The sequence below is a fragment of the Pseudomonas sp. NPDC088414 genome, from assembly GCF_044753325.1.
Lineage (GTDB): Bacteria > Pseudomonadota > Gammaproteobacteria > Pseudomonadales > Pseudomonadaceae > Aquipseudomonas.
In genome coordinates this window covers 73,273-89,800 of the sequence record NZ_JBIVMY010000017.1, presented here as the reverse complement: position 1 = coordinate 89,800, position 16,528 = coordinate 73,273, and the positions used below count along the sequence as shown (strand labels likewise).

The window sequence follows — 16,528 nt, the reverse complement described above, 5'->3', positions numbered from 1 at the left end:
GGTCCAACTGTAGAAGTGAGCCTGCTCGCGATGAGGCCGTCAGCCGCAACGCAAAATCTCAATCAGGTAACTGCTCCACCACTATCCCCAACCGCCGATAATCCTCGACACTCCCCGACGCCACATGACGCTCGGTAATCAGCGTATGCAGGCGCGTGCACGAAGCCACCACGAACGGCTCCACTGCCCCCAGCTTGTCCGCCGTGGTCACCGCAATCACCCGCGCCGCGCTGTCGAGCAAGGCCTGCTTCACCGGCACTTCATCGAAATGCAGCGAGGTGATGCCCACCTCCGGGTGAATCGCACAGACACCGGTAAACGCCAGATCCGCCTTGATCCCGGCCAGCATGCGCACCGCCTCGTGCCCACCGGCCGACATCGTGCGCGGGTTCAGTTGTCCCCCGGCCAGAATCACTTTCACGCCCTTGTACTCGGACAGGGCGATGGCCGTCATCGGCGCGGCGGTCACTGCAGTGATCTGAATATCCGCGCGCAACGAACGCGCCACCTGCAACGCGGTCGAGCCGGAATCGAACAGCACAATCTGCCCGTCCTCGACCTTTTGCGCCGCCAACTGCGCCAGACGCACCTTCACCTCATCAGTTTCTTCCAGCCGGGTGAAGTAATCCTTGCCACTGTCCTTGGGCCTTGGCAGCGCCCCGCCATGCACGCGCTGCACCAGGCCGGCGTGGTCCAGTTCGGCGAGGTCGCGGCGGATGGTGTCCTCGGAGACGGCGAAGTGCTGGCTCAACTCGGAGGCCATGACCTTGCCGTCGCGTTCGAGGATCAGGAGGATTTTCTGCCGACGCAGGGACGGCAGTTCAGTGACTGAATGATCGTGCATGGTTTTGCCTGTTTATGCTTGTAGTTGCAGGTTTTGCCGAGACTAGCGAAAGCCTCGGGCAAACACAAACCGGCCGGTATCAATTGTTTCGATCATTGGAATCAACATGCCGAATTTTTTCTTTGCAGTGCGCCTGTTCAGAATGGCCTCACTTTAAAAAGGCTCAGGATGAACAGCTGATGAATCTCAATTTTGCGTTTGCGTGCATGATCGTGGTGTCTTTTGCGATTGCCCTGGGCCACGCCTGACGCCCTACACCGACGCCGCCAGATGCTCACGCAACCATTTGTGTGCCGGATCGCGATGCGCGCGCTCTCCCCAGAACATCGCCATCTCGTAGCCCGGCACCGGCAATGGCGCATCGACTACCTGCAACACCGTGTTGCCGCGCACCAGCCGTGACGGCAGCATCGCCACCAGATCGGTACTGGCGAGTACCGACATCACCATCAGAAAGTGCGGCACCGACAGCACCACCTTGCGTGACAAGCCAACCTCGGCCAGCGCCTTGTCGGTCACCCCGAAAAATCCCCCGCCCTCACGCGACACCATCACGTGTTCCAGCGCGCAGAACTGTTCGCGAGTCGGCTTACGCTTCAACCCCGGATGCCCGACGCGACCGGCCAACACGTAATGCTCGGTGAACAGCACCCGTTGATGCAGATCCAGCGGCGCCCCTTCGGTGATGTGCAGCGCCAGGTCAAACACGCCCTGCTCCGCCTGCTTCACTAACTGCGCCGGCATCAGGTCGAGCACCGCCAGCCGGGTGTTGGGCGCCTGAGTGCGCAAACCGCTGAGCGCGGGCAGCACCACCGTCGATTCACCGTAATCGGTCGCCGCGACTTTCCAGATGTGGCGGGCCTGCACCGGATCGAAAGCACTGGCCGGCGCGACTGCCCGCTCCAGTGCTTCCAGCGCCTCGCGCAACGGCTCGCGCAATTCATCGGCCCGCGCCGTCGGGCGCATCCCGCGTGGCCCGGGCAGCAACAGCGGGTCGCCGAAGATCTCACGCAGCTTGGCCAGGTGCACACTCACCGACGGCTGCGACAGGCTCAAGCGCTCTGCGGCGCGGGTTACGTTGTGTTCTGCCAACAACACGTCTAGGGTCAACAGCAAGTTGATATCCAGACGTCGTAAATTATTCATGGCTATACCTGACATATCAGACATTCATTTCCAATATACCGATCAAGGATTGATCCTGCCTGCATTCAACCAAGGAGTTGCAACATGAATGTGCTACTGGTCTACGCCCACCCCGAACCCACTTCGCTCAACGGCTCGCTCAGGGACTTTACCGTCCAGCGTCTGCAAGCCGCCGGCCACACCGTGCAAGTCTCCGACCTGTATGCGATGAACTGGAAGACCACGATCGACGCCGATGACGCCCCCGGTCGCGATGAAAGCCGCCCCTTCCACGCCTCGATCGATTCAAAACTGGCTTACCAACAAGGCCGGCAGTCCGCCGACATCGCCCGCGAGCAGGAAAAACTGCTGTGGGCCGACGCACTGATCCTGCAGTTTCCGCTGTGGTGGTTCACCATGCCGGCAATCCTCAAGGGCTGGGTCGAGCGCGTGTACGCCTACGGGTTTGCCTACGGTGTCGGCGAACACTCCGATGCGCGCTGGGGTGAGCGTTACGGCGAGGGCAAGATGAAGGGTAAACGCGCGATGCTGCTGGTCACCACCGGGGGCTGGGATTCGCACTACAGCCCACGCGGAATCAATGGGCCGATTGATGATTTGCTGTTTCCGATTCAGCACGGCGTGTTGTTCTACCCCGGTTTCGACGTGGTGCCGCCCTTCCTGGTGTACCGCGCCAGCCGCATGGATCAAGCGCGGTTTGCCGAGACCTGCGAGGCGCTCGGCACGCGTCTGGATGAGTTGTGGAGCACGCGGCCGATCGCGTATCGGCAGCAGAATGCCGGGGATTACGAGATTCCGGCGTTGACGCTCAAGGATGATGTCGCTCCGGGTGAGGAAGGCTTCGCCGCGCACACTCGGTAAGGATCACTGAACCTTTGTGGCGAGGGAGCTTGCTCCCGCTCGGCGACGCAGTCGTCGCAAAACCTGCGATTTCGGTGCACCTGAAACACTGCGGCGTCGGGGTTTGGGGCCGCTTCGCAGCCCAGCGGGAGCAAGCTCCCTCGCCACAGGGGGATGTGTTTCAGACTTCCTCCCGCGCCCGCCGCACCTGCACCAGCAACGCCGGCGCAAAGTGCAGTAACACCATCCGCGCCAGGTGGTGCGTGAGGATGAACACCACATTCAATCCGCCAGCAAACGCGACAATCGCAATCGTCTCGATCGCGCCCGGCATGTACGCCAGCCACAGCGACAGCGGATCACTGCCCAGCCATCGCGCCGCCACTTCCGCAAACGCCGCTGCCACCACAATCATCAGCCCCACCGACACCAGCGCCGTGCGGCCATGCCGCCCCAGCTCCGCAAGGCCAAGCCCCTGAAAACGCGAGCCGATCCGCACGCCAAGAATCAGCGCCGCCAGGTTCAGGCTCCAGTCCGGCATGTGGAAGCCGTGCAGCCATCCCGATTTCACAAACACCGCCGTCAGCAGAATCGCCGTCAACATGAACGGCGCGGGCACGCCGATCGCCAGCAACAGGCGCCCGAGCACCACGCTCGCGCCGATCAGCGCCAACACGGTCAATGCCATGCCCGTGCTCAACGGAGCGCTTTCAATCACCGCCACCGAGGCCTGCCCGGGAATCAAAAAGCTCACCAGCACCGTGATCAACAGCAAGCGCATCAGATGCACGATAATGACTTTGCTCGAGGCCTTTTCCGACTCCAGCAAATCGAACACCGCCGCCAATGCGCCGGGATACACCGCCAACAACGCATCGGTACGGTTCCAGCCAGCGCCCCGGGTCAGCCACCATCCGGCCAGGGCGATCTGTACGGTCAGGCATAGCAGCAGAACGCCCAGGCTTGGCAACATCGCCGAGGCCGTCGCACTGTCCCACGCTTCGAACATCAGCCCGGTGGCGATGCCCAACGTGACCTGGATGTAGCCCAGGCCATAAGGGGTTGCCGGGGCGAAACCGGTTCGCGTGGTGACCAATGCGGTGACGAGGATCGCCCCCAGCAACAGGCCATGAGGAACACCGCTGACCTGCACTGCAGCGCCAACGGCGGCCGCGATCAACAAACACAGAATGGATTTCATATTCGCCTTCCTGGCTATATCCCTGAGGTTTTCCACTCCCCTGTAGGAGGCCGTGGTGATTTACGCGCGCAACCGTCCGATTGCCCGCCGATACTTCTCGACCCGCTCCAAATCCTCCCAACTCGGCGAGGCGATCCGCGACAGGTCGCTGTTCTCTTCCAGATCCGCCAGTTTCACCACCCGGCCAATCGGGTTCTGCGCCGCGCGCTCGACGAAATCCTCGTAGGATTCGCCGGGCATTTTGGTCACTGATTCAATCGCGCTCAGCACGTCTTCGCTGAAGCCTTCCTTGCGCAGGTCATCAAGGCTGATGCCGCAATCCTCAACCACATCGTGCAGCACGGCGACGATGCGTTCTTCCAGCGAATTCATACGCAACATGACTTTCAGCGGATGCAGAATGTACGGCGCACCGCCCTTGTCCACCTGCCCGGTGTGGGCGGTGGCGGCGATGGCGATAGCGCGTTCGAGGGTTTGAGTCATGCGAGTCTCCGTGGTTTAAACGCCGTAACGGCCGCCGACATGAATGTTGCGTTTGAGCCAGTTGCCGATTGTTTTCAAGCGCCCCACAGGCTGGGAATGCTGTTCAAGAATCACGGAAACCAATATCGCCTGATCCGCCCCCGGATGCGCATCGATAACCTGCGCCACCCACGCACAATCGGCTTTCTGCAGATGTTCACGCCACTCGCCGGGCCACGCGTCCAGCGCATCCAGCGCCAGCCACCGCGCCCCGCCCTGATTGGCATGCCCGCCGCCAATCGATTGCTCGAAACAGAACGGCGTCGCCGGTCGGGACAAGTCGATGCTGAAGATGTAGATGTCTTGAGTGAGGTGCTGCGGCGTGGGGGCGTTGTTGCAGCTGCCGATTTCGATCATGCGCGGTTCCGTCCGTGGGTGAGGCGTTACAACTTGTTTCGCAGTCTACGACGTGGTGCCGATGCGGGGAACCATTGGCGATGAGATGTAGACGGACAACTGAAATGGTTCAACCCACCCTCTTTTGTGTAACATTTCCAAACCAACGTATTTACAAGGATGTTCACCGTGTCAGGAAAACCTGCTGCTCGAGTTACTGATCCAACCTCCTGTCCGCTCCCTGGGCATGGAGTCAATCCAATTGCCGTCGGCTCACCCGACGTTTTTATGGATGGCTTACCTGCAGCCCGCCAGAACGATAAGAGCGCTTGTGGCAGCCCAATCGTAGGAGACGTTGCTTCCACCGTGCTAATCAACGGCATGCCTGCTGCAACCGTGGGAAGTGTCGGAGGTCACGGCAATAAAGTAATCGCCGGCTCATCAACTGTAATTATCGGAAATTCGCACACGCCAGCGGAATTCGTCCCTCTATCAGCCATGCCTCTCTGGGCCATGAAATTTGACGAAAAATTTCGCATCGTCGGAAGTGATGGCCAGCCCCTCGCCAATGTGCCATACCACATCAAGGACGAAGCAGGCAGGGTCTATACAGGCTTCTCTGATGAATCTGGTCACACGCCTCGTATTTCAACTAGCAAGCAAGAAACTCTTGAAGTTACAACCGGTGTAGCCGCGCTGGAAAAATGGGAGGAAGCATGACGGAGTTCTCTTGCAAAGTGCCAACAAACAAGCAGGCAAATTCCGTTAGCAACGTACCCGGCTATTTGATGCCGGCGAATATTCATTTATTTGTTGTAGTAGATGAAATCGGCAAGGACGGTTTTTTAGTCAGAAAAATTTATTCTTCGCCCGACAACCCTCATCTGATCGCCAAGAACCTTTCTGAACTTCAGATCAAAAACGAAATCTGGCCAGAAAAGTATGGGATGCGTTCTGTTGCGCCGGATTCTGGCGCCACAGTGGCCCAACATGTTTACAGTAGTCGAAAGTACCCATCAGGCTATATTTCCACGAGCTCTGAATTCCCGAATGGATCACCAAGATTCGAAGGAAAAACTGTTTATATTGATATTGAAAAAGCCAAAGCTGCAGGCGCCAAGCTGGTAACAACTGAAGAAATCCTAAAAGCACTAGAAGACTACAAAAAGCACGCACCAAAAAATGTAGCAAAAATCGATGAAATTGCCGGCTGGGTAAAGAACATCGACAAAGAAGTATTGGTTCAAGCAGATAAAGTACCAGCAAGAGCGATCTTTACACCAACCTCACACCAAGTCACAAGTGCCTTTATAAAAGGAGCAAGAATTGTGCGGGTGTTCGGGATTGCATTTACTGCATACGATCTCAAAGTCGCGACTGAAGAATCAATTAAACAAAACAGTATCAAGCCTATTTCCGTTGAGGTCGTCAAACAGGCGGGAGGCTGGGGCGCGGCGATAGCTGGCGCCAGGATTGGCGTGGTGGCCGGAGCAGCAGTAGGAATCGAGACAGGCCCCGGTGCAATTGTCAGCGGCGCTATCGGAGGCGTTATATTTGGCACTGCCGGGTATTTAGGTGCTACTTGGTTAACTGAATATATGCAAGAGTGAGAGCCGCATGAGATTCATCAAAAAAATAATGGCACTGATAAAGCCAGAACCTAGGAAAGAGCAAATAGCCGGATACAGCAAACAGGAGCTTAAAAGCTTGTTTGCTCGACCTCTAGCTCAGACCAACCTACCGGTTCAGCCTCCCACTACTTCATTGGAAAGCGCTGATATCTGCGCATTTTTTTCGCAGTTCCTAATCGACCCTAAAGATTTGGTGGAATTTGAATCACTCGTCGAATCTCACTTCAGAAAAAACACTGAAAGAACCTTCAATGATCTTCCGGTATTTGAATACGAAAGCGCATTGAGCGGAGACCGACTGATATTCTTCGCATCTACTAGAGAATTCAACTCCGTCACGATTCGTTTGATAACTAACAACTTTGAATTTTTAACGATGCTTAGCCGCAAAAAATTTGCGGTTCCTCCACCATGGGTTGCTTTTGAAGGCTACGAGCCTTCTTGGTGGGGGGGGAGCATGCAAGGTGCTCAAGAGTATTACGACAACAATTACTTTTTCAGTTTTTTCACTCAATTGAGTGACATTGAAAAGCAATCTTATTATTCGAGGTTTGGCGCAACTGATGAGTGGATCGAAAGGTTAGAATTAATGTACGACACAGAGTGATTTGAACAGGAGCACCTTCGCGTACTCTCACCGGAATGGTTGATGGAACCTTCCGAGACGAACCTATCTCGAAACCATAAGCGCCCCGCTCACGATCAAAAACGGGGCCATGGGAGAGTTCCGCGATGAACATCCGAATGTTGCTCCTGATCGCCACCTTCGCCGTCATCCCCACCTGCGTCATGGCCGAAGGCTGCGATGTTCAGACCCAATCCTCCAGCGCTTCTGTGCCAGCCGTGGAAACCCACAGCTGCTACGAATACGAAGGCATGCCCGTCAGTTCCATCGACTGGTCGTGCAGCAATGAAAGCAAAGACATGCTCAGCAGTAAGAAAACCAAGGTCGAGCACTGTGCCGATCACTATCAGGCTACGTGTATCGCCACGATCACCCAGGAATCCCTGGCCAACCCGCACTCCACCAGCAAAGACAAAAACGCCAAGGCGCTGAACATCCCCGATAACGCCCAAGTGACCACGTATTACTACGACGCGGAGCATTTGGCCCAGGCGCGAATTGATTGTGAGAATGGTGGCGGGCAATGGAAGGCAAAGTAAGCGTTTGATATCTGTGTTTGCTATAGACAAAGAAAAGCCCGGCTCTAAAGACCGGGCTCTTGTGCGCGATATCCGTTAACCACCGCCGTTACCCCCACTGCTGCTACCGGTCGGTTGACCCGCAGGGCTGGGCTTGGAGGCAGAAGGCACCGGCCCATTGTCGGTCTTGCCACCATCACCACCCTTAGGCAGCGAATTGGCATCCGGATCGGCGTTGGTGGCAGGAGACGCCGGGTCGCGAGTCTGGCTGTTGCCGTCGTTCGCCGTCGGGGTCGGCGTCTCGCCGGCCGCGATCGCGTACAGCGAACTGCCGGACAGCAACGCCGCGAGGGTAAACACCGCGATTTTATGGTTCAGCATGGTGGCTCTTCCTTTGCTGGTGAGTTACAGCATTGGAAGAAGGTGCGCGGCGAAGGTGCGGTGTGTCGGACGAATGGTAATCGCCCAGTCATTCCGCGCAGTTTCGATATCTGAAAACTTCGTAGGAAAACGCTTCATGTGGCGAGGGAGCTTGCTCCCGCTGGGCTGCGAAGCGGCCCCATAACCGGATAATCCGTTTCTCCTATATACCCCGGACGCCACGAATTACGCCGACTGCGTCGCCGAGCGGGAGCAAGCTCCCTCGCCACAGGGTCGGATTCATTTACAACGTACACCTAATCCAAACAGCGATCAGAAGTTCGCCGGCGTATTCGCACTGATAATCTCAGCCTCATCCGCCCCGATATTCCGAAATTTATGCGGCAACGTCGTCGGAAAATAATACCCATCCCCGGCATTCAACACGCTCACCTGCCCGTCCACCGTCAACTCCACCGTGCCCCGCGTCACCAGCCCACACTCCTCGCCCTCAGCATGCACGATCGGCTCTTCCCCGGAACTCGCACCCGGCGCGTATTGCTCGCGAAGCAGGCGCATCTGGCGGCTGGGCACTGAGGCGCCGATCAGCAGCAGGCGCAAGCCGTGGCGGCCGAGGTCGGGTTGTTCGTTGGCGCGGAACACGTATTGGTGTTCGCGCGGGGGCTGGTCGAAGGTGAAGAAGTCGGCCAGGGACATCGGGATGCCTTCGAGCAGCTTTTTCAGCGAGCTGACGGAAGGACTGACGCGATTCTGTTCGATCAGGGAGATGGTGGCATTGGTCACGCCGCTACGCCGGGCCAGCTCGCGCTGGGAGAGTTTGTAGCTTTCGCGTACTAGTTTGAGTCGAGAACCCGTATCCATGACAGCCTTATGTGAGAACGACTTAAGGGCGATGGGGGTGGGTGGCGGGTGACGCGCCGAGGGCGCGGATCACGTTGCTCCCGTGTCCCGGAACCGTGAAAGGCGGCTATTAAATCACGTTTGCCGGTGTTGCTCAGCAGGTTCGATGGACGGTGCAGCAAAAGTCCTTGTTGCCTTGGTAATACAGTCACTGTGGGAGCGAGCCTGCTCGCGAAAGCGGTGTGTCAGACGACAGGGAGGTTGGCTGATATGGCCTCTTCGCGAGCAGGCTCGCTCCCACAGTTGGATCTCTTTTGTATCAGTTGGCTTTGTGGCGGTTGTCAGGGAGTCATCGCTGGCAAGCCAGCTCCCACAGGGTTTGCAGTGTTTCTGAGGGAGTGTTGGTGCCTGTGCTGGCGCCATCGCGAGCAGGCTCACTCCTACATTTGGATCTTTAGTGTTTCAGTCGGGTTGATGCTGCCTTTGCTGGCCTCTTCGCCAGCAGGCTGGCTCCCACAGTTGGACATCCGAGTGTCAGTGACATCGGCGGCGTTGCTACAGCATTAAAAAACCGGCGGGGTCTTGGGGGCCGCCGCCGGGGAGGTAACTTAGATGCCGAAACGGTCGCGCAACGAGTAATAGACGGCGCCGAGGGCGGTCAATGGGGCGGAGAAGGTGCGGCCGCCGATCATTGGCATGTGTGGCAGGGAGGCGAAGGCGTCGAAGCGTTCGGCGTCGCCGCGGATCATTTCCGAGATCAGTTTGCCGGCCAGGTGCGAGCAGGTGACGCCGTGGCCGCTGTAGCCCTGCATGTAGTAGGCGTTTTTCTCGATGCGGCCGAATTGCGGCATGCGTGACATGGTCAGCAGGAAGTTGCCGGTCCAGCGGTAGTCGATTTTCACGTCCTTGAGCTGCGGGAAGGTCTTGAGGATCTTCGGCCGGATCAGCTGTTCGATGTCGTCCGGTTCCCGCGCGCCGTAGACCACGCCGCCGCCGTACAGCAGACGGTTGTCGGCCGTCAGGCGGTAGTAATCCAGCAGATAGTTGCAGTCTTCGACGCAGTAGTTGTTGGTTATCAGGCTGCGCGCCTGCTTCTCGGTCAGCGGTTCGGTAACGACAATCTGCGAGCCGCACGGCATGCTTTTCGCGGTCACGCGGTTGTCCAGACCTTGCGGCAGGTAAGCGTTGCCGGCGATCAGCAGGTACTTGGCGCGCACCTGGCCTTTGGCGGTGCGCACCACGTTCGGCTCACCGTATTTGATTTCCACGGCAGCGGACTGCTCGTAGATCTTGCCGCCCAGACGCACGATGGCCGCGGCTTCACCGAGGGCCAGGTTCAGCGGGTGAACGTGGCCGCCCTGCAGGTCCAGCAGGCCGCCAACGTAGGCGTCGGAGCCGACTTCGCGACGGATGTCGGCGGCGTCGAGCATCTGCAGGTTTTTGTTGCCGTAACGTTCCCAACTGCGCTTTTGTTCCGCCAGGCCGTTGAGCTGTTTCTTGTTCATCGCTGCGAAAATGCCGCCCGGGCGGTAGTCGCATTTGATGTCGTATTCCTTGATCCGCGAACGGATGATGTCGGCGCCCTCGAAGATCATGCTGCCGAGGATTTCCGCCGTCTTGTCGCCGTAGCGTTCTTCGATCACATCGACGTCGCGGCTGTAGGAGTTGACCAGTTGCCCGCCGTTGCGACCGCTGGCGCCGTAGCCGACTTTCGCCGCTTCCAGCACCGTGACTTTATAGCCCGCTTCGGTGAGGAACAGCGCCGAGGACAGGCCGGTGTAGCCCGCGCCGATGATGCAGACGTCGCACTCGACCGACTCTTCAAGGGTCGGGAAGTCGATGACTTCGTTGCGGGTGGCGGCGTAGTAGCTGTTGACGTGTTGTTGCTTCATTTTATTGTTCTCCGAGGGTCGCTTATCAAGCGACCACCGCTGTAGAAAATCAGAGCTTGATCCAGGTCGCTTTCAGCTCGGTGTACTTGTCGAACGCGTGCAGCGATTTGTCGCGACCGTTGCCCGACTGTTTGAAGCCACCGAACGGTGCGGTCATGTCGCCGCCGTCGTACTGGTTGACCCAGACGCTGCCGGCCCGCAGGCCACGGGCGAAGGTGTGCGCCTTGCTCAGGTTGCTGGTCCAGACACCGGCGGCGAGGCCGAAGATGCTGTCGTTGGCGATCTGCAGCGCTTCTTCAACGGTGTCGAAGGTGATCAGCGACAGCACCGGGCCGAAGATTTCTTCCTTGGCGATGGTCATGGCGTTGGTCACGCCGTCGAAAATCGTCGGCTCGATGTAAGTGCCGCCGGTCTCTTCGAGGGTGCGTCGACCACCGGCGATCAGCTCGGCGCCCTGCTCCCGGCCGATGCTGATGTAGCGCAGCACGTTGTCCAGTTGCCGCTGATCGACCACCGCGCCGACGGTGGTGGCCGGGTCAAGCGCGTGCCCCGGTTTCCACGCTTGCAGCGCTTCCACCAGCAGCGGAATGAACTGCTCGCGAATCGAACGTTCCACCAGCAGGCGCGAACCGGCGGTGCACACTTCGCCCTGGTTGAAGGCAATGGCGCCGGCTGCTGCCTGAGCTGCCACACGCAAGTCCGGGGCGTCGGCAAACACCACGTTCGGGCTCTTGCCCCCAGCTTCGAGCCAGACGCGTTTCATGTTGCTTTGGCCGGCATAAATCATCAGTTGCTTGGCAATCGCCGTGGAGCCGGTGAAGGCCAGCACGTCGACGTCCATGTGCAGCGCCAGCGCCTTGCCGACGGTATGGCCGAAGCCCGGCAGCACGTTGAACACGCCTTTCGGAATGCCCGCGTCCAGCGCCAGCTGGGCGATGCGAATTGCAGTCAGCGGCGACTTTTCCGAAGGCTTGAGGATGAACGAGTTGCCCGCCGCCAGTGCCGGGGCGAATTTCCAGCTGGCCATGATCAGCGGGAAGTTCCACGGCACGATCGCAGCGACTACGCCGGATGGCTCGCGGGTCACCAGACCGAGCTGGTCGTGCGGCGTGGCGGCAACTTCATCGTAGATCTTGTCGATCGCTTCGGCGCTCCAGCGGATCGCGTTGGCGGTCGCCGGGATGTCGATGCTCATCGAGTCGCTGATCGGTTTGCCCATGTCGAGGGTTTCCAGCAGCGCCAGTTCTTCCTGGTGTTGCAGGATCAGATCGGCGAAGCGGATCAGGATGCGTTTGCGCTCGGCCGGGGCTTTGTTGGCCCACACGCCGGAGTTGAACGATTGGCGCGCGACTTCGACGGCGAGGTTGGCGTCGGCTTCATCGGTGCTGGCCACGGAGGCGAGGAAACGGCCATCGACGGGGCTCAGGCACTCGAAGGTATCGCCACTGATCGCCGGGCGGTATTCACCGTTGATGAACGCGCGGGATTCGATGCTCAGGGACTGGAAGCGTTGTTCCCAGTCGTTGCGTGTGGTTGTCATTGTTGTGGCTCGACAAGGGGGAATTGGGGGTGTCGTGTCTGGCTTGAGATGGCTGCCCTCACCCTGGCCCTCTCCCGGAGGTAGAGGGGACCGACCGAGTTGTCTCGGGAGTTGCGCCGACCTGAATGACCGAGTCGATTATGGATTCGGTAAAGCAGGTTCAGGTCGCAGGATTTCCCAAGCATCGCCGGGTCAGTCCCCTCTCCCTCCGGGAGAGGGTTAGGGTGAGGGGCTCTTGGCTTTTGAGGGCCGAAACCATCACACCGTATGCAGATACCAGTTGTACTCAAGGTCGGAGATCGAGTTCTCGAACTCGGCCAGCTCGCTTTCCTTGCACGCGACGAACACGTCGATGTACATCGGGTCGATGTACTTGGCCATGACTTCGCTGTCGTCCAGCTCGCGCAACGCATCGCGCAGGTTGTTCGGCAGGCTCTGTTCGTTCTGCTCGTAGCTGTTGCCTTCAACCGGCGCGCCCGGCTCGATCTGGTTGGTCAGGCCGTGGTGGATACCGGCCAGCACCGAGGCCATCAGCAGATACGGGTTGGCGTCGGCGCCAGCCACGCGATGCTCGATGCGCACGGCGTCGGCCGAACCGGTCGGTACACGGACTGCAACGGTGCGGTTGTCGATGCCCCAGCTCGGCGAGTTCGGCACGTAGAACTGTGCACCGAAGCGACGGTACGAGTTGACGTTCGGGCAGAGGAACGCCATTTGCGCAGGCAGGGTCTCCAGCACACCGCCGATCGCGTGTCGCAGCGCGGCGTTCTGCTCGGGATCCTCGCTGGCGAAGATGTTGTTGCCTTCTTTGTCCAGGATCGAAATGTGTACGTGCAGACCGTTGCCCGCCTGGCCCGGATACGGCTTGGCCATGAAGGTGGTGTCCATCTCGTGGTCGTAGGCGATGTTCTTCACCAGACGCTTGAGCAGCACCGCGTAATCGCAGGCCTTGATCGGGTCGGAGACGTGATGCAGGTTGACTTCGAACTGCGCCGGGGCGCTTTCCTTGACGATCGCGTCCGCCGGGATGCCCTGCTCTTTCGCGCCTTCGAGGATGTCTTGCAGGCAGTCGACGTATTCGTCGAGATCGTCGATCAGGTACACCTGAGTCGACACCGGACGCTTGCCGGAAACCGGCGAACGTGGCGACTGCGGACGGCCGTTCACGTTGTCCTGGTCGATCAGGTAGAACTCGAGTTCGAACGCGGCGCAGATAGTCAGCCCCAGTTCGTCGAATTTGCGCACCACATTGGCCAGCACCTCACGCGGGTCGGCGAAGAACGGCTCGCCTTCGATCTCGTGCATGGTCATCAGCAGTTGTGCGGTTGGACGCTTCTGCCACGGCTCGATGCTCAGGGTGCCCGGGATCGGGTAGCAGATGCGGTCGGCGTCGCCGATGTCCAGACCCAGGCCGGTGCTTTCCACCGTGGAGCCATTGATGTCGAGAGCGAAGAGCGAGGCCGGCAGGTTGATGCCTTTCTCGTAAACCTTGTGAAGACTGGTGCGCTCGATGCGCTTGCCGCGCACCACACCGTTCATGTCTGCAATCAGAAGGTCGACGTACAAAACCTCAGGATGTTTCTTAAGGAATGCGTTTGCTTCGTTGAGTTGAACGGCACGCAGAGGGACCGACATGATGCACCTATTTAGCTGTTAATTATTATGTTCACCGCTGTTTCGCCGAGCCAGTCAATCCGAAAGGCAAAGTGAAGTCAATAGCGAACACCCGACCGCTCAGCGTTTATTTTTCGGGCTTTTTTTAACACTCTCGTGCCAATGCAGGCGCCGCAAGGCCTGGAATCATGAAGATTGGATGAACGGCGTTTAGAATTTTTTACATGGCAGTTGTTAATTAAAATCAACGAGGCTAAGCTCCGGAAAAGCTCGTTCAAGTGTCAAACTTCGAGGTGAATAAAAATGGCATTCAAGCCATTGATCGGCGTTACTGCGTGCGTCAAACAGATTGGCCTGCACCCCTATCACATCAGCGGCGACAAGTACGTACGTGCTGTCAGCGTTGGCGCTCAGGGTCTTCCAGTGGTCATTCCTTCCCTTGGCAAACTGACTGAAATCGAAGACCTGCTCGGTCAACTCGACGGTCTGTTGCTGACCGGCTCACCCTCGAACGTGGAGCCCTTCCACTATCAAGGTCCGGCCAGCGAACCCGGTACGGATCACGATCCGGCGCGGGACGCCACTACCCTTCCTTTATTGCGTGCAGCCATTGCGGCGGGCGTTCCGGTACTCGGCATCTGCCGTGGCTTCCAGGAGATGAACGTGGCCTTCGGCGGCAGCCTGCACCAGAAGGTGCATGAGCTGCCGGGCATGCTCGATCACCGCGAAGCCGACAGCCCGGACGTGGCCGTGCAATACGCACCGGCGCATGCCGTCACGGTGCTGGCCGGTGGCGTGTTCGAAGCGCTGGAGTTGCCGGGCGAGTTCCAGGTCAACTCGATTCACAGTCAGGGCATCGACCGCCTCGCCCCCGGCCTGCGTGCCGAAGCGGTGGCGCCGGATGGCCTGATCGAGGCGATCTCGGTCGAGCACAGCCCGACCTTTGCCCTTGGCGTGCAATGGCACCCGGAATGGCAAGTGCTGGACAACCCGAACTATCTGAAGATTTTCCAGGCGTTCGGCGCGGCTTGCCGGCAACGGGCGGCGCGACGCAACCAGCGCTGACACCACCCAGGATTCCAAAACTGTTTACTGCCCCCACGGGGTCGGCGGCGGCGCGTGTGCGCATCCGTCATCCGTGAAAACAACAAACCGTAATAACAACAAGTACGACCCAGGCAGCCAGGACGGCGGCGCCGACCAGGTCAGGGTAACCCGCAGCCAATGCGATCCCTGTAGGAGCTGCCGAAGGCTGCGATCTTTTGATTTTGTTTTTCAGGATCAAGATCAAAAGATCGCAGCCTTCGGCAGCTCCTACAGGGGCCATGTGTGGCGAGGATTGTTTCCCCTGGCTTGCAATCCACTTAAGCCCGGCCACGTTGGCCGAGCGAACGAAACCTGTTGGGAGTTTCACATGGCAAACGCCTCCAGCACTTACCGGAAGGCACTTGAAGGCCACCAGCAACCGAAAAAGGTTCTGGTGAAAGTCGATCGTGTCACCAAGAAGTTCGACGAAACCACGGCCGTGGACGATGTGTCCCTGGAGATCCATCAGGGCGAAATCTTTGCCCTGCTCGGCGGCTCCGGTTCGGGCAAATCGACCCTGCTGCGCATGCTCGCCGGTTTCGAGCGCCCGACCGAAGGGCGGATTCTGCTCGACGGTGTGGACATCACCGACATGCCGCCGTACGAGCGGCCGATCAACATGATGTTCCAGTCCTACGCGCTGTTCCCGCACATGACCGTGGCACAGAACATTGCCTTCGGCCTCAAGCAGGACCGTTTGCCGGCCAGCGAAATCGACGCCCGCGTCGAAGAGATGCTGCGCCTGGTGCACATGACCCAATACGCCAAACGCAAACCCCATCAGTTGTCCGGCGGTCAGCGCCAGCGCGTCGCCCTCGCCCGCTCCCTCGCTAAACGTCCAAAGCTGTTGCTGCTCGACGAGCCGATGGGCGCGCTGGATAAAAAGCTGCGCTCGCAGATGCAACTGGAACTGGTGGAGATCATCGAGCGCGTCGGCGTGACCTGCGTGATGGTGACCCACGACCAGGAAGAGGCCATGACCATGGCCGAGCGCATCGCGATCATGCACCTCGGCTGGATCGCCCAGATCGGCAGCCCGGTGGACATCTATGAAGCACCGGTCAGCCGCATGGTCTGCGAATTCATCGGTAACGTGAACGCCTTCGACGGCACCGTGGTGGAAGACCTTGAGGGTCACGCGATCATCCACAGCCCGGACCTGCAGCAGAAGATCTATGTCGGTCACGGCGTCAGCACCTCGGTGCAGGACAAGTCGATCACCTACGCGATCCGTCCGGAAAAAATGCTCGTCAGCACCATCAAACCCGAAGTCCGCTACAACTGGTCCGAAGGCAAGGTGCATGACATCGCCTACCTCGGCGGCCACTCGGTGTTCTACGTCGAGCTGCCCGGCGGCAAGATCGTCCAGTCGTTCATGGCCAACGCCGAACGCCGTGGCGCGCGGCCGACCTGGGACGACAAGGTCTACGTGTGGTGGGAAGACGACAGCGGCGTGGTACTGCGCTCATGAGAACCTTCTATCTTCTATTGCTGCGCCTTGTTCGGAGCGGG

The 16,528-nt window shown here is 59.0% G+C and carries 17 protein-coding genes; 7 read left to right on the top strand and 10 right to left on the bottom strand.

All coding sequences use genetic code 11. The features are described 5' to 3' along the window. Positions 1-58: 58 nt before the first annotated feature. The gene (locus tag ACIP8I_RS16230; RefSeq protein WP_367084999.1) at positions 59-844 is read right to left on the bottom strand and encodes a DeoR/GlpR family DNA-binding transcription regulator; all 786 of its coding nucleotides are present in this window, start codon (positions 842-844) and stop codon (positions 59-61) included. 252 nt (positions 845-1,096) lie between these two features. Then, positions 1,097-1,990, bottom strand: coding sequence for a LysR family transcriptional regulator (locus tag ACIP8I_RS16225; protein WP_400762373.1), 894 nt, complete (start codon positions 1,988-1,990; stop codon positions 1,097-1,099). Between the two features lie 84 nt (positions 1,991-2,074). On the opposite strand from ACIP8I_RS16225, the gene ACIP8I_RS16220 reads away from it, so the two are divergent. After that, on the top strand, positions 2,075-2,851 hold the full coding sequence (locus ACIP8I_RS16220) for an NAD(P)H-dependent oxidoreductase (protein WP_400762371.1): 777 nt from the start codon (positions 2,075-2,077) through the stop codon (positions 2,849-2,851). A 160-nt stretch (positions 2,852-3,011) separates the two neighbouring features. On the opposite strand, the gene ACIP8I_RS16215 is transcribed toward ACIP8I_RS16220, so the two are convergent. The 3 genes from ACIP8I_RS16215 to ACIP8I_RS16205 are packed head-to-tail and all read right to left on the bottom strand — an operon-like array spanning position 3,012 to position 4,910. Beyond that, a complete protein-coding gene (locus ACIP8I_RS16215; protein WP_400762369.1) occupies positions 3,012-4,031 on the bottom strand; it encodes an AbrB family transcriptional regulator in 1,020 nt (339 codons plus the stop codon). Positions 4,032-4,091: 60 nt separating this feature from the next. Continuing rightward, the gene (locus ACIP8I_RS16210) at positions 4,092-4,514 is read right to left on the bottom strand and encodes an HD domain-containing protein (RefSeq protein WP_400762367.1); all 423 of its coding nucleotides are present in this window, start codon (positions 4,512-4,514) and stop codon (positions 4,092-4,094) included. A 15-nt stretch (positions 4,515-4,529) separates the two neighbouring features. Then, positions 4,530-4,910: a hypothetical protein gene (locus ACIP8I_RS16205; RefSeq protein WP_258675062.1), complete on the bottom strand. Its 381-nt coding sequence runs from the start codon at positions 4,908-4,910 to the stop codon at positions 4,530-4,532. A gap of 168 nt (positions 4,911-5,078) precedes the next feature. Here ACIP8I_RS16205 and ACIP8I_RS16200 point away from each other — a divergent pair, with 168 nt between their 5' ends. The 4 genes from ACIP8I_RS16200 (at position 5,079) to ACIP8I_RS16185 (ending at position 7,684) form a co-directional block, all read left to right on the top strand. Further along, positions 5,079-5,609, top strand: coding sequence for a PAAR domain-containing protein (locus ACIP8I_RS16200; RefSeq protein ID WP_400762365.1), 531 nt, complete (start codon positions 5,079-5,081; stop codon positions 5,607-5,609). After that, entirely contained in the window at positions 5,606-6,499 is an 894-nt protein-coding gene (locus tag ACIP8I_RS16195) for a glycine zipper family protein (RefSeq protein ID WP_400762364.1), read from the top strand. The genes ACIP8I_RS16200 and ACIP8I_RS16195 overlap by 4 nt, the downstream gene beginning before the upstream one ends. A 7-nt stretch (positions 6,500-6,506) precedes the next feature. Continuing rightward, positions 6,507-7,127 (top strand): hypothetical protein, encoded by a 621-nt coding sequence (locus tag ACIP8I_RS16190; RefSeq protein WP_258675063.1) that lies wholly within the window; start codon positions 6,507-6,509, stop codon positions 7,125-7,127. A gap of 125 nt (positions 7,128-7,252) precedes the next feature. Then, entirely contained in the window at positions 7,253-7,684 is a 432-nt protein-coding gene (locus ACIP8I_RS16185) for a hypothetical protein (protein ID WP_400762362.1), read from the top strand. A 75-nt stretch (positions 7,685-7,759) separates the two neighbouring features. Here the strand turns inward: ACIP8I_RS16185 and ACIP8I_RS16180 are convergent, their stop codons facing one another. The 5 genes from ACIP8I_RS16180 to ACIP8I_RS16160 form a co-directional block, all read right to left on the bottom strand. Continuing rightward, the gene (locus tag ACIP8I_RS16180; RefSeq protein ID WP_007962462.1) at positions 7,760-8,044 is read right to left on the bottom strand and encodes a hypothetical protein; all 285 of its coding nucleotides are present in this window, start codon (positions 8,042-8,044) and stop codon (positions 7,760-7,762) included. Positions 8,045-8,356: 312 nt separating this feature from the next. After that, complete coding sequence (locus tag ACIP8I_RS16175) at positions 8,357-8,905, bottom strand: cupin domain-containing protein (RefSeq protein ID WP_003226097.1); 549 nt, start codon at positions 8,903-8,905, stop codon at positions 8,357-8,359. Between the two features lie 587 nt (positions 8,906-9,492). Beyond that, the gene (locus ACIP8I_RS16170; RefSeq protein WP_400762360.1) at positions 9,493-10,776 is read right to left on the bottom strand and encodes an NAD(P)/FAD-dependent oxidoreductase; all 1,284 of its coding nucleotides are present in this window, start codon (positions 10,774-10,776) and stop codon (positions 9,493-9,495) included. Between the two features lie 49 nt (positions 10,777-10,825). Further along, positions 10,826-12,316 (bottom strand): aldehyde dehydrogenase, encoded by a 1,491-nt coding sequence (locus ACIP8I_RS16165; protein ID WP_400762358.1) that lies wholly within the window; start codon positions 12,314-12,316, stop codon positions 10,826-10,828. A gap of 258 nt (positions 12,317-12,574) precedes the next feature. Then, positions 12,575-13,951, bottom strand: a complete 1,377-nt coding sequence (locus ACIP8I_RS16160; protein ID WP_027611689.1) for a glutamine synthetase family protein — start codon at positions 13,949-13,951, stop codon at positions 12,575-12,577. A 282-nt stretch (positions 13,952-14,233) separates the two neighbouring features. Between ACIP8I_RS16160 and ACIP8I_RS16155 the strand changes: the two genes are divergently transcribed. Both ACIP8I_RS16155 and potA read left to right on the top strand, forming a co-directional pair. Beyond that, the gene (locus tag ACIP8I_RS16155; protein WP_400762356.1) at positions 14,234-14,995 is read left to right on the top strand and encodes a gamma-glutamyl-gamma-aminobutyrate hydrolase family protein; all 762 of its coding nucleotides are present in this window, start codon (positions 14,234-14,236) and stop codon (positions 14,993-14,995) included. Positions 14,996-15,344: 349 nt separating this feature from the next. Beyond that, a complete protein-coding gene (gene potA / locus ACIP8I_RS16150) occupies positions 15,345-16,487 on the top strand; it encodes a polyamine ABC transporter ATP-binding protein (protein WP_007962457.1) in 1,143 nt (380 codons plus the stop codon). Positions 16,488-16,528 lie beyond the last annotated feature (41 nt).

Excerpts from the sequence above, each read along its gene's own strand:
- ACIP8I_RS16230 (WP_367084999.1), bottom strand. The coding sequence starts at position 844 with ATGCACGATCATTCAGTCACTGAACTGCCGTCCCTGCGTCGGCAGAAA.
- ACIP8I_RS16225 (WP_400762373.1), bottom strand. The coding sequence starts at position 1,990 with ATGAATAATTTACGACGTCTGGATATCAACTTGCTGTTGACCCTAGAC.
- ACIP8I_RS16220 (WP_400762371.1), top strand. The coding sequence starts at position 2,075 with ATGAATGTGCTACTGGTCTACGCCCACCCCGAACCCACTTCGCTCAAC.
- ACIP8I_RS16215 (WP_400762369.1), bottom strand. The coding sequence starts at position 4,031 with ATGAAATCCATTCTGTGTTTGTTGATCGCGGCCGCCGTTGGCGCTGCA.
- ACIP8I_RS16210 (WP_400762367.1), bottom strand. The coding sequence starts at position 4,514 with ATGACTCAAACCCTCGAACGCGCTATCGCCATCGCCGCCACCGCCCAC.
- ACIP8I_RS16205 (WP_258675062.1), bottom strand. The coding sequence starts at position 4,910 with ATGATCGAAATCGGCAGCTGCAACAACGCCCCCACGCCGCAGCACCTC.
- ACIP8I_RS16195 (WP_400762364.1), top strand. The coding sequence starts at position 5,606 with ATGACGGAGTTCTCTTGCAAAGTGCCAACAAACAAGCAGGCAAATTCC.
- ACIP8I_RS16190 (WP_258675063.1), top strand. The coding sequence starts at position 6,507 with ATGAGATTCATCAAAAAAATAATGGCACTGATAAAGCCAGAACCTAGG.
- ACIP8I_RS16185 (WP_400762362.1), top strand. The coding sequence starts at position 7,253 with ATGAACATCCGAATGTTGCTCCTGATCGCCACCTTCGCCGTCATCCCC.
- ACIP8I_RS16180 (WP_007962462.1), bottom strand. The coding sequence starts at position 8,044 with ATGCTGAACCATAAAATCGCGGTGTTTACCCTCGCGGCGTTGCTGTCC.
- ACIP8I_RS16175 (WP_003226097.1), bottom strand. The coding sequence starts at position 8,905 with ATGGATACGGGTTCTCGACTCAAACTAGTACGCGAAAGCTACAAACTC.
- ACIP8I_RS16170 (WP_400762360.1), bottom strand. The coding sequence starts at position 10,776 with ATGAAGCAACAACACGTCAACAGCTACTACGCCGCCACCCGCAACGAA.
- ACIP8I_RS16165 (WP_400762358.1), bottom strand. The coding sequence starts at position 12,316 with ATGACAACCACACGCAACGACTGGGAACAACGCTTCCAGTCCCTGAGC.
- ACIP8I_RS16160 (WP_027611689.1), bottom strand. The coding sequence starts at position 13,951 with ATGTCGGTCCCTCTGCGTGCCGTTCAACTCAACGAAGCAAACGCATTC.
- ACIP8I_RS16155 (WP_400762356.1), top strand. The coding sequence starts at position 14,234 with ATGGCATTCAAGCCATTGATCGGCGTTACTGCGTGCGTCAAACAGATT.
- potA (WP_007962457.1), top strand. The coding sequence starts at position 15,345 with ATGGCAAACGCCTCCAGCACTTACCGGAAGGCACTTGAAGGCCACCAG.